This window comes from Patescibacteria group bacterium (genome assembly GCA_038064855.1).
Lineage (GTDB): Bacteria > Patescibacteriota > Minisyncoccia > Ryanbacterales > GWA2-47-10b > SICQ01.
The window spans coordinates 1-11,637 of the sequence record JBBTSE010000006.1 but is presented as its reverse complement, the minus strand read 5'-3'; the positions used below and the strand labels follow the sequence as shown (position 1 = coordinate 11,637).

16 protein-coding genes and 1 tRNA gene are annotated in these 11,637 nt (G+C 47.1%); 2 read left to right on the top strand and 15 right to left on the bottom strand.

The window, feature by feature from the left end; genetic code table 11:
• From AAB417_02095 to AAB417_02025, 15 genes are all read right to left on the bottom strand, one after another.
• Positions 1–72 (bottom strand) — tRNA-Met (locus AAB417_02095).
• A gap of 92 nt (positions 73–164) precedes the next feature.
• The gene (locus AAB417_02090; protein MEK7630793.1) at positions 165–740 is read right to left on the bottom strand and encodes a type II secretion system protein; all 576 of its coding nucleotides are present in this window, start codon (positions 738–740) and stop codon (positions 165–167) included.
• Positions 741–827: 87 nt separating this feature from the next.
• Entirely contained in the window at positions 828–1,922 is a 1,095-nt protein-coding gene (pilM, locus tag AAB417_02085) for a pilus assembly protein PilM (protein ID MEK7630792.1), read from the bottom strand.
• 4 nt (positions 1,923–1,926) lie between these two features.
• Entirely contained in the window at positions 1,927–2,346 is a 420-nt protein-coding gene (locus AAB417_02080; protein MEK7630791.1) for a hypothetical protein, read from the bottom strand.
• Positions 2,347–2,350: 4 nt separating this feature from the next.
• Positions 2,351–2,845 (bottom strand): prepilin-type N-terminal cleavage/methylation domain-containing protein, encoded by a 495-nt coding sequence (locus AAB417_02075; GenBank protein MEK7630790.1) that lies wholly within the window; start codon positions 2,843–2,845, stop codon positions 2,351–2,353.
• 1 nt (position 2,846) lies between these two features.
• A complete protein-coding gene (locus tag AAB417_02070; GenBank protein ID MEK7630789.1) occupies positions 2,847–4,673 on the bottom strand; it encodes a hypothetical protein in 1,827 nt (608 codons plus the stop codon).
• Between the two features lie 7 nt (positions 4,674–4,680).
• The gene (locus AAB417_02065; protein ID MEK7630788.1) at positions 4,681–5,133 is read right to left on the bottom strand and encodes a prepilin-type N-terminal cleavage/methylation domain-containing protein; all 453 of its coding nucleotides are present in this window, start codon (positions 5,131–5,133) and stop codon (positions 4,681–4,683) included.
• Positions 5,117–6,196, bottom strand: coding sequence for a type II secretion system F family protein (locus tag AAB417_02060; protein MEK7630787.1), 1,080 nt, complete (start codon positions 6,194–6,196; stop codon positions 5,117–5,119). The genes AAB417_02065 and AAB417_02060 overlap by 17 nt, the downstream gene beginning before the upstream one ends.
• The gene (locus AAB417_02055) at positions 6,165–6,572 is read right to left on the bottom strand and encodes a response regulator (protein MEK7630786.1); all 408 of its coding nucleotides are present in this window, start codon (positions 6,570–6,572) and stop codon (positions 6,165–6,167) included. The genes AAB417_02060 and AAB417_02055 overlap by 32 nt, the downstream gene beginning before the upstream one ends.
• Before the next feature lie 8 nt (positions 6,573–6,580).
• Positions 6,581–7,300: a HAMP domain-containing sensor histidine kinase gene (locus tag AAB417_02050; GenBank protein MEK7630785.1), complete on the bottom strand. Its 720-nt coding sequence runs from the start codon at positions 7,298–7,300 to the stop codon at positions 6,581–6,583.
• A 3-nt stretch (positions 7,301–7,303) separates the two neighbouring features.
• Positions 7,304–8,989 (bottom strand): GspE/PulE family protein, encoded by a 1,686-nt coding sequence (locus AAB417_02045; GenBank protein ID MEK7630784.1) that lies wholly within the window; start codon positions 8,987–8,989, stop codon positions 7,304–7,306.
• 32 nt (positions 8,990–9,021) lie between these two features.
• A complete protein-coding gene (locus AAB417_02040) occupies positions 9,022–9,267 on the bottom strand; it encodes a GIY-YIG nuclease family protein (GenBank protein ID MEK7630783.1) in 246 nt (81 codons plus the stop codon).
• A gap of 2 nt (positions 9,268–9,269) precedes the next feature.
• Entirely contained in the window at positions 9,270–10,187 is a 918-nt protein-coding gene (locus AAB417_02035) for a M15 family metallopeptidase (protein MEK7630782.1), read from the bottom strand.
• A 218-nt stretch (positions 10,188–10,405) separates the two neighbouring features.
• Positions 10,406–10,864, bottom strand: coding sequence for a hypothetical protein (locus AAB417_02030; protein ID MEK7630781.1), 459 nt, complete (start codon positions 10,862–10,864; stop codon positions 10,406–10,408).
• A 7-nt stretch (positions 10,865–10,871) separates the two neighbouring features.
• Complete coding sequence (locus AAB417_02025; GenBank protein ID MEK7630780.1) at positions 10,872–11,099, bottom strand: hypothetical protein; 228 nt, start codon at positions 11,097–11,099, stop codon at positions 10,872–10,874.
• A 43-nt stretch (positions 11,100–11,142) separates the two neighbouring features.
• On the opposite strand from AAB417_02025, the gene AAB417_02020 reads away from it, so the two are divergent.
• A complete protein-coding gene (locus AAB417_02020; GenBank protein ID MEK7630779.1) occupies positions 11,143–11,406 on the top strand; it encodes a hypothetical protein in 264 nt (87 codons plus the stop codon).
• Positions 11,407–11,443: 37 nt separating this feature from the next.
• On the top strand, positions 11,444–11,637 hold a 194-nt coding region (locus tag AAB417_02015; GenBank protein ID MEK7630778.1), incomplete at its 3' end, for a recombinase family protein.

The window sequence follows — 11,637 nt, the reverse complement described above, 5'->3', positions numbered from 1 at the left end:
TGCCGGCAGCAGGGATCGAACCTGCGACCTAAGGCTTATGAGTCCTTCGCTCTACCACTGAGCTATGCCGGCGACTAAAATCGTGCTTTTTAGAATACCTAAAATATTGCCTTTCTGCAAGACAAAAGCTCCCGCAAAGCGGGAGCTTTTAGAAGATTTTTTATTTACCTAGTGACTTGGATTGCCGCGCCTCCTTCCACATCGCACGCGCCAACTGTCAGTGAACTATTGCCATTCACGCGCAAATAATATCCGCTATAGCTACCTCCCCAACCTTGGGCACCTGCTGGACTTCTTGGAAGAGACCCGAGATACCCGCCCGTAACGAGCGGTGCAATATTTACACAATGACTTATACTCGTCACCCCCGCCACCCCAGCACAACCAGTATTACATAGTGGGGAGCCGTCAGTGGTACCTGTCGCAACAGCTATCATGTATGTCTCGCCAAGTACGATATTGTTATTTTGGAATGTACCGCCCCACGCATTTGCCGGACCTGTAAATGTCGTTGGACTATTAGCAGTGCGTAAACCGTACATATAGCGCCCGCCGATATCAACTTGGTTGACACGAACAGCGCTTGCGATTGAAGCGACATCAGCGTTACGCCGTGCGTTGCGCGCGTCACGAAAACGAGTAAATGGATCGAGTGCCACAAACACTACACCCGCTAAAATAGCGATAAGACCGATGACGATAAGAAGTTCGATGAGAGTAAAGCCACTACGTTTTTTCATAGAGAAAATAATGAGAGAGTAATCTAGTAAATAGACTTATCTTTAGTATACGAGCACGAGACCAAAAATGATATCAGTTATCCACAGCTACTTTGTAAAGAGGTGCCACCACCCTTTTTGCCCTTGTGGCATGCTCCAGTGAAGTGTTGGTTTTGGTATATGAAAATGCCACGACGCACCCTCTTGTTCGAGTGTAAGTCGCGGATCAGTAGCATCCCAACGCGCCTCAAGACCTCGAAGTGCGTACCCCACCGCCTCAATATCACTGGTAGGAGAAGCCACCACAATTGAGATGCCGAAGTTCGCCTCCATATAGGCGGCAAGGCCCGTCATCCGCGAACTGCCGCCAGCAAGGATAATCTCCGATACGCGTGCATTGCGTGTACGCGCAAAATATTCTTGCGCTGCGCGCATCTCGCGGGTAATCGCCTCTAACCCCTTGATGAGTGCAAAAAAAATGGGATGCTCACGATCTTCAAGTCCCATGGCGATTTTTTTCTCCTCTGCCTCGCTATACCCTATCTTGAGAGCGGCTGCGATTTCTTTTGTCAGATACTCACCCGCTATATGCATAGAGCGCGTATAGACGAGACCCGCCGAATCAAGAATAGAGATAGTAGTCGTATGAGCGCCACTATCAACTATCAACACGGGTTCTTTGGGAAACTCTCGAAACAGATTGCGGAAAATAGCAAATACTTCGATATCAAATATATCAACCATAATTCCTTGCGAGTTTAAAAACTTTTGCCACGAGTCTACAAGCGCGCGCGATGCGGCCGCAACCACAACACGCGAAGTATCTTTTGACTGGGGGAAGACACGATACCCAAACGCGATGTCTTCTGCTGGCAATGGAATGTTGCGTGTAACCTCGGTAGAGATATATTCGGCCGATATCTTTTGTGTCTCAAAAATATGAAAATAGGTAGCGGCTTCTGGTATACCAAAGACAATGTGTCGCGCCTGTATTGGTATGGGCTTAGCATCAGCAAAGAGTTTAATAAATGCGTCAGCAAGTTTTTTTTCATCACGAATAGCCCCGCCCGTAATGATACCTGCTCCGAGCATGATACGATTGCGCGCGCGGATAGAGGTCTTTTCGCCCATCACAAGCTCTACTACTTCGATGATATGATCAGCGACGCTGATGCCGACTGCCGTTTTTGTGCCGAAATACATACTATTAATTTGAAACCTCTGTCCATGATATCAGTTGGGGACCAGAAAAAGTTGGATCCACCACGGCAACAATTTTTTTATAGTAGCCATCTTTTGTCGCCGTAATAGTGAGCTCGATCTGCGGACCGAGGATGTCCACCATATCTATTGTACATGAACCAGCTGGGTAGACCGGTACGTTGGTCTCAAGGATTATCTCGCTGATTACAGGATTGTAGCGTATACGCTCAAGCGCTTCTTCAAGACATCCATCAGCAAGCGAGAGTGTCTCTTCGCCCTGAGCGCTCATAAAACCCATCGTAAGCTCACCGATACCCAATAGCGACGCGCCGACCGCCATCAAAAGGGCGGAGGCGCCGACTACAACGACAAGAAAAAGAGCGGCAACCCCCGAATGATAACGAAAATATGTTATAGCTCTCATAGCATTAAAATCGAATACTCATTGCACTCTCGACTGAATATTCATACTGATATTCTACCGAACCCGCATTTTTATATCGAAACGTCATGAATATGCGTATATTTTCTCGCGCGCCATCAGTCAGATTTACAAACCGCAAATCTGTAACCTCAATCTCATCAGAGGTTAAAAACTCGGCAGGGTTGATGCCTACCGTCATACGAAGGCGACCATTATCGAGATTAAAAACGGTATTTTCGGAAGCATTTGGCATCACGACTGACAACACGCCTTGAGGAGAGTTAAAGGTACTGGCAGCTATGTTGATACCGCTGGCACGGCGAATTTTCTGACGCATGATATCAAGCGCAAACCGTGCATTTGACTGTACCTCGGAGACGACTTCCGCCTTACCGCGCGAAGTGGAGACTGAGATACTAAACAATACCAAAGTCACCGCGATCATACCGATAATAGCAAGATAAATGATTATTTCGATAAGAGTAAAGGCGCGTCGCATGTTATTTATATTGTATGCGTATTTCTTGTAATGTCGGCGTGTTCGCACCATCACCGGTAAGTTCTGCCTTGTACCGCACCCATTGCCTACCATTCGCAATACTTGGTATCAGATGCCCTGTAGCAAGAGTAAAATAGTCAGTTTCATTATCGTCATCCCCCTCGGGCCCCATCCACTCTGCGGGGAGCCATGAGGTACCATCGGCTGATGTCTGTATCTGAAACTTTACCGAACAGGTACCACACCCTGCGGGGATTTGTTCCAACCATTCGATCGATTCTACCGGCGAATTATCGACGAGCGGAAATGCAGATGAGACAAGAGAGCCGCTCAAAGGATAGTCACTACTGGTTTGCAACTTTAAAATAGTTCCACTATTTCCAACTGCCCATCCTGCACTGCCCACCAACACAATGTCGTTGAGATTTTGACTTGTTGGTGAGGTGATACTATTCCAAGCGCCATTCCAACGAAGTGTAGTGCCACCATTCCCAAGCGCCCACCCATCTGTTTGACTTACAAAAGCACTAGCATTGAGTGCCGCGCTAACTCCTGGGGCCACAGAAAGCCAGTTGGCCCCATCCCAACGATATATATTTCCACTCGAACCAACCACCCAACCATCACTCATACCCGGAAATACAAAAACATCATCCCATACCTGACCACCCGTATCTTCATCCTCGGCCCACGTCGTCCCATTCCAAAAAAATATTTTACCGCTCGCCCCTACTGCCCAACCAGCAGTGGCAGAGAGCATAGAAACACTATGAAGATTGCTGCTGTGGCCTGGAACAATCTTGGATACAGCCCATGTACCACTATTGTATCGCGCTACCCAACCCGAGTTTCCTACTGCAAAACCCAGTGTCGGGCTCACCATAGAAATCGAATTCCATACATGACTTCCTGTGTCTTCATCCTCGATCCAATTCACGCCGTCTGTAGAATGATATATTTTACCGGAATTCCCGGCAGTCCATATGTCGGTCGGGGATATTACGTCTACTGCATTGATACTCTGCGTACCTAAATTATGAAGTATACGAGACCACGATACGCCATTATATTTGAGAATAATACCATTGCCTCCCACTGCCCATACATTCATGCCATCGGCCGTATCAATCCCATTAAGAACTCGGACCGGCCCACCAACGACACTCGCCCAAGAAAAGCTGGGGTCAAAAATCCATACATCACTGCTTTGTCGCAGCTTCAGCTCTCCACTAAGATTATCAATATTGCCATCGTCAAGATTATAGCGAGTGGCATCAGACCATGTAGTTTGCCCTGCGCCACCCGACCAGTCAGTCTGCCGCCATGTACGCGAATCCCACCCCGTCAGATATGAACTGCGAGCAACCGTGTTTGGAGTCCCTGGCCGCGTCTCCCAACTCACCGTGACTGTCGCGCGCTCGGTATGGGGATCGGGTGCACCAATGGGACATGTTGAAATCACGCGTGTCTGCGGATCGCGGCACACCGCCTCGAGCGTGATTGTGCGTGTAAACTTGCCGAGAGTTTCTGCAGGCGCGCCGGCAGTAAAAATCCATTCTCTGCCGGTTGGCACCTTTGGCACATCCGAAATAGCGCCCGTCACCACCGCCGTCTGACTGCCTATGGCGGGGCGTATTTCATTCCATGCGCCATCGCGTATAGATCGTAACGCCTCCATACCCTCTTCAGCGAGCCCTGATGCCTTAGTCTGATCACCCCCCTGCGTAAGCGCGGTAAAGCCGCCGAGTGATACGCTAACCAAAATAGACGCGATCATGGAAAAAATCGCGAGTGCAATAATAATCTCAAAGAGCGTCTGCCCTCTCATATCTTTATTATTGCGCATCTACGAGACCAGCGGGAGTGATAGTGATGATACGCGTGCCCCCGGTAGCATGTGTGATGGTGATAGTCTGGTTTGCAGCAATATTTGGTATACCAATGCCTCGGCTAAAGTTGATATCGGCCGCCGGAATAGTAGTGGAAATGCTCATTGCACGAGGTATCTGTCGCGCCTCGTTGAGTGTCGGCACACCATCGGGTATACGATAGAGTGTGTAAGATTGGGATGTAAAAAAAACGCCGTGCGTCGCATCACCCACACGCGCGACCGAACGCGTACGCGTAGCACGAAGCGCCGTTTTTATCTCGGTTGTCACATCGTCAAGCTGACCCGATACCTGCAAGTTCGAGACGACTGGCACCGCGATAGTAGCAATCATACCCAAGAGCGCGATGGTGATGAGTAGTTCGGTAAGGGTAAACGCGCGTTTAGTATTTGATGCCACCCGTAATCTCATAGATTGGCGTGATAATCGCGAGCGCGAGCCCACCCACCAGAAGTCCAATAAACAAAAGAAGAATGGGCTCGAGTATAGTAGAGAGAGTTTTTGTCGATGTATCAACCTCGGCTTCATAAAATGAAGCAAGATAAAAAAGTGTTTCCTCAAATTTACCCGACTCCTCGCCCACTTTGATCATGCGCGTGACAATTGGGGGGAATAGATGCGCCTCTTGAGCTAAACTCCCCGAAAGCTTTGAGCCCTTGGCGACATCGCGTCCCACGCGCGTAAGAGCAAGTTTATAATAATAATTGCCCATCGAGTCGTGTGCGATCTCAATCGCTTCATCGACATTGACACCGCTTTTGAGCAACATACCGAGCGTACGCACAAACCGCGCGATATTTGCCGACCTGATCATGCCACCCACAATTGGCATACGAAGCATCAAAAGATGAGTAAACGGGTGTGAAAACTTTTGCCGTACGGCCCACACGAGCACGAGCGTACAGAGAACGGCCCCGCCAAAAAAGAAGTAACCGTAGTTACTGATAAAATGTGAAAAACTAATCAGTGCGCGGGTGGTAAACGGCAATTCGGTATGAAAACTTTCAAAAAGCGGAGTAATCTTTGGTAGTACGAAAAGAGACACGCCCATCGCCAACACAAAAGCCGCCGCCAACACTACTGATGGATACATAAGCGCCCCTTTTATTTTTGCCACAAGCTCTTTCTCGCGTTCAAGTTCGGTCGCGATATTTTCCAAATTTTCTGGCAAGGTGCCTGATTTTTCGCCCGCATAGGTCGCCTCGATAAAAAGCCCGCCAAACACATGCTCGTGATCACCAAACGCTTGTGAGAGCGGCCTGCCCGTTTCTACCGCACGCATGATGTCAGTGAGAACGCCGCGAAATGCGCCGCGCGACGAATCGCGCGTGATAGCCAACGCCTCGGTCAATGTCAAGCCCGACTTGAGCATGACCGCCAAGTGTTTAGCAAAAAGAGCGCGTGTCGCGAGACTCGCGCCCCTCCTGCTACTATGACGAACTTGGAGTTGTGGTTGCGCCATGAATCGCAATATGTTTGCGAACGACCTCGGGAAGCTTTGTAATAGAAAAATCAGTCTTCACCAAGTAATCGACGGCGCCCAAGTCAAGACCCGTCTTGATATCGGAGTCTTGACCGAGATTGGTCAGCATGATCACCGGCACCCCTTTGGTCTCAGGATCAAGCTTGAGCGCGCCTAAAATATCAAAACCATTTTTCTGTGGCAAAATAACATCGAGCAGTACCAAGTCGGGCTTTTCTTGCTTTACCTTACCAAGACCTTCCTCTCCTGAGATTGCCATGCTCACCAAAAAACCTTCGCGAGAAAGCTTGTCACTATAAAGCTTCAGGAGAAACTTGTCGTCTTCGATGATAAGAATTTTTTTCTGATCTGCCATAGGTATGTCTATTGTATCGGGAGCGAGAACGAAAAGGTAGAGCCCCGACCCTCTTCGGATTCAAACCAGATCTTCCCTCCGCTTTTCTCAATAATTGCCTTTGAGATATAAAGCCCGAGACCCGACCCGTCGGGAGCGAGCGCGCTTACATGAGGACTGCGATAAAACTTGCTGAAAATTTTATTCCTATCGCCCTCGCCGATACCAATACCGGTATCAACGCATGAGAATAAAACATCGTGCCCATCGCGCCGGACACCGACCGAAACCGTGCCCTTACCTTTACTGTACCGAATCGCATTGTATACGATATTGTTGATCACTTCATGGATCTTGAGCGCATCGACAGAAGTTTTGGGTATATTTTCTTCAAGCGTGATAGAGAGCGTGGTATTTTTTGCCTGCGCAAATGTCACCAAATCATCGACAACGGTTTTGGCAAGTGCACCGATATCAGTAGGAGTGCTAGCCAACTGCATACGACCTTCGTCAATGCGTGAAGCATCAAGTAAATTTTTGATAAGACCAATCATTTTGTTTGATCCATCAAGTGCCAAGGCCAAATACTCACGCTGTTTGACACTCACCTCTCCTAAATCACCCGAAAGTAAAATCTCGAGTGATGATTTAATACCCGCAAGCGGTGTTTTTAACTGATGTGAAATAATGGAAGTCACTTCGGTAATGCGCCCCGTTGTCTCCTCGCGAGTAAGCTGTTTGTCAGGCATATATTATTCTTTTGTTGCGCGAATAACTTCTTCTATAGTAGTAATTCCTCGAACCACTTTATCGATACCATCCTCGAGCATGGTCGTCATCCCCTGCGTGCGTGCTATGCCCATAATATCAGATGACGCGGCGCGAGCGGCAATGAGCTGTTTGATCTCGGGGGTCATGATCAACACTTCAAAAACTCCCACACGACCAAGATATCCCGTATTGGAGCATACGGGGCACCCCGTACCTTTATACAAGCGCATATTTTCGATATCGGTCTTCAGGTGATTCAACACTACTTCGCGTAAGCGCGCGTCACCCGCAAGCATTTTTTTCTCATCATCAGATCCTTGGTGAGAGGCGCGGCACTTCTCACAAATTTTTCGTACCAAGCGCTGGGCAATGACAATATTGACGGTGGAAGCTACCAAAAATGGTTCAACCTTCATATCGAGTAGGCGCGGAAGGGTGGTCGCCGCGTCATTCGCGTGCAGGGTCGAGAGTACAAGGTGACCGGTCATAGCGGAGTTGATAGCGATATCAGCCGTCTCCTCATCACGAATCTCACCTACCATGATGATATCGGGATCTTGACGAACTATAGCACGAAGTCCCTTGGCAAATGTCAGGTTGGTGCGCGAATTTACCTGTATTTGGCTCACGCCATCAATCTCGTACTCAACCGGATCTTCAATGGTCGCAATGTGTACATCGCGCGTATTGAGAATCTTGAGCATAGCGTAGACTGTCGTGGTTTTACCTGAGCCCGTAGGACCCGTGACCAAAATCATGCCATGCGGATTTTTGATCGCGCTCTCAATTTTTGCGCGATCAGTATCAGAGAGCCCTACATCAGACAAGCTGTACTGCCTGCTCTTTGACGAAAGCAAACGCATCACTACATTTTCACCTTCCGTCACCGGCACGATCGATACGCGCACATCAACTTTGTCATCGTCAGTTTCAAATGACAACTTGCCGTCTTGCGCGGCACGATGCTCATCAGTACGCATTTTCGCCAAAATCTTGATGCGCGTTAAAATCACATCGAGCAAATTTTTGGGAAGGTCAAGAATATCATGCATCACGCCGTCAATACGAAACCGAATAACAATTTTTTGTGCATGCGGTTCAATGTGCGCATCCGATGCTTTTGACTCATGCCCATAGCGTAAGAGTGCGTCGACCATCGCTACCGTGGCTTCATCTCTATCCTCGCGCGAAAGTTTTTCGTCTTTGAGTTGATCAAGAATCTTGGTAAACGCATCACGAATATGCGCACGATAAAACCCGAGTGCTTCGGTAAGCCCTCGCTTGGAAATATAAAATTTTGCGATGGGACCGGCAAGGCGCTTTTCGAGTAGATTTGTTATTTCGGCGTCCCTGGGGTTGCGCATAGCAACTTTGTAAGTATCTTTGTCGCGCCCAAATGCGACCACGCCACGCGAACGCGCTACAAGCTCGGGGATCTGATGCAACACTTCTTCGTCGATTTTTTCTTCTTGAATATTGATAAAAGGCACGCCGTATTCCTCGGCGAGCACCTGACCCAGCTGATCATCACGGATGACATCTTTTTCGATAAGCAAATCTTCGAGTGGCTCGTTGTGCGTCTTTGCCTCCTCGGCAAGCACATCAAAATCGGCCGGCAATATGAGGCCGGGACCTACTAAAAGCTCTTTGAGTCGCGCGTCAATCATAACAAAAATATAGCCCTAGTATAAAGCTTTTATCACTTATGAAAACGGATAAGTTGGAGTTTTTTTGCGCGCGCCATACGCTTGATAGCTGCCTCGCGCTGTAGGGCCTTACCTCTTGAGCTAGCTCGCTCTCTATATACTATCTTTTTGGGCAAATGCGAACGCGTGTAGCTTCCACCCTTGCCAGCTTTGTGTGCGGCAAAACGCTTTGCAAGATCATTGGTAATACCGGTATACAAACTGCCGTCTTTACAGAGTAGGATGTAGATAAGCCACATTATTATTTATCAAAAATATTGACGAGATACTTATCGATCTCACGCTGCTCCAGATCGTAGAAATGTTTTTTCTGATTGTAGAGGTCAGTCGCAAGCTTTACACCCACAAAGCGCCAATGCCACGGCTCAAACTGATAGTAGGCATTGTTTTCTGGATACGAAAGCGTGAAGCCATATTGGTGAGCGTTCGCCAAGAGCCATTTGTAATCCGAAGTGTCTTTAAACACGGAGAGATCGGTGCCTGTTCGTACCGTGGTAAAGTCGATCGTCGTGCCAAGCTGATGTTCTGAATATCCCTGATCAGCAGAAAACTGATTTGCGCTACCCGCACCATAAGTCACTGAATAATTTGATTTCAAATCTGCCTGCGTGCCAAACGAACGATAGCTAGAGCTTACGCGCAAGTCAAAATCAGGGCTGGTATTTGCTTTTAAAAGTTTTTCAAGATGCGGCAAAACGCTTGAGTGGATCTGCAAATCACTTTTCGGATCACGCGTATATTGCGACGAAATCTTACTCAGGTTTGCAGGGATGTAATGCTCGTTGAGAAAATATATCTTTGAATATTTTTTCAAAAGCTCTTCGTCGGTATAAGTAAGCTTTTCAAGTGTACCTACGGTACCCGAGATGCTCTCGAGCTGTTTTTGTTGTTCTTTGACGCGCACTTGCTCACTCGTCAACACACCGCGCAATTTTTCTTGTTCGGTTTTTGTCAGTGTTAGATTTTTGTCGAGGAGCGCCAAAGTCTCTGAAAGACTTTTCGCGGTTGCCAGCTGATCTTCTCTGACCATCTGCAATTTTTCAGCGAGTATGGCGTTTTCTTCATAAATAAGCTTGAGATGATACGAGACAAAACCAAACGCCGCGAGCACCAATACCGCCGCGCTATACCGCGCGATTACAAGATGTTGTGGCGACAATACCCTATATAAATCCTTCACTCTTCAACTGTAATACAAGCAACACAAAACAAAAAGCGAACCGTATCGGTTCGCTTTTTGTTGTCTGGTTGAGTATTCTGAAGATAGTTCGAACGCATTTCGCGGCCACAGGCCGCGAAATAGAGAAGCCCCCCGAAAAATAATCGGCTTCGGTGCGATCTTTGACAATTTCAAGTTTTTCTTTGGCGGCAAATTCTTTAAGAAAACTTGTGTTTGAGAAAATACCAAGTAGCAAGGGTTGGAATAATTATCGAGGCACTGGATACAAGGATGGTTCGAAAATCAATCGCGGAAATTCTTGGAAAGTTAAAGATGGCATACAATACCGCAATTCCAAAAACAATCTTTAGTATTCTCTCCGTCTCGATTTTACTTTTACGAAAAACATCATTCACTCCATATCGGATACCAAGCACTTGGCCGAGAAGGTATAGAGCAAAGAGAATATAAAAATACCAATAATGTTGTTCAATAAATATAACTATTCCCGCGTATGATAATTTTTGAGAAAAAATCACTCCCAATAAAATCAGAGCCGGAGGCACCGCAACCACAATTGATCCAAGCCAAGCAAAAATGGCAATCATGATGACCAACCAAATAATACTCCTGACCGGCTTTTTAACATCCGGATTTTCTTGTGCGATGTTTTCCATTGAGTATTTAGAAAGCTGTTCTAAAAACAGTTGCGAATCCTTGAGCCATGATTGAAAGAAATACAAGAAGTATAGGACCGAGAATACTCCACATTGCTTTTCTCTTGAGACGTTTTTTCTTATTCGCATCTAACTCACCATGTGCTTTTACTGCGAAGAAAATGCAGAGCGGGATACCGATAATAAATGCGATAGTGCCTATTAAGGTGAGACCTGTAAAGATTAAGTATGACATAGAGACGATTTATTGAATTTAATACCTATCGACCAATTTAATAATGAAAAAATCTTTTCCTAAAATATGGTTCGAGCCGATGTTTTTGACAGGTTCTTTGGCAGTTTTTAAGATCGCGCCGAAGCCGATTATTTTTCGGGGGGCTTCTCTATTTCGCGGCCTGTGGCCGCGAAATGCGTTCGAACTATCTTCAGAATACTCAACCAATTCACAAAAGTCAAACCGGCAGACCCCTCGCCGCCTGCGGCGGCGACCAAATCGTACGGCGGGCGTGGGGAAAAGTGCAATCGGCGGTTTTGCTTTCTAGGAAAAGAAAATTTTATTCAATTTAATCTAACTACATCATGAAATACATTATCTACGTTCGGAAATCTACAGAAGACGAGGATCGTCAGATTCTCTCAATTGAGGCACAACTCACCGAATTGCACGAATTTGCCGCCAAAGAAAAACTTGAAATTGTCGCCTCTTTCGAAGAGGCAAAAACTGCCAAAGAACCTGGGCGAATGAAATTCGCTGAAATGTTGTCATTTCTGGA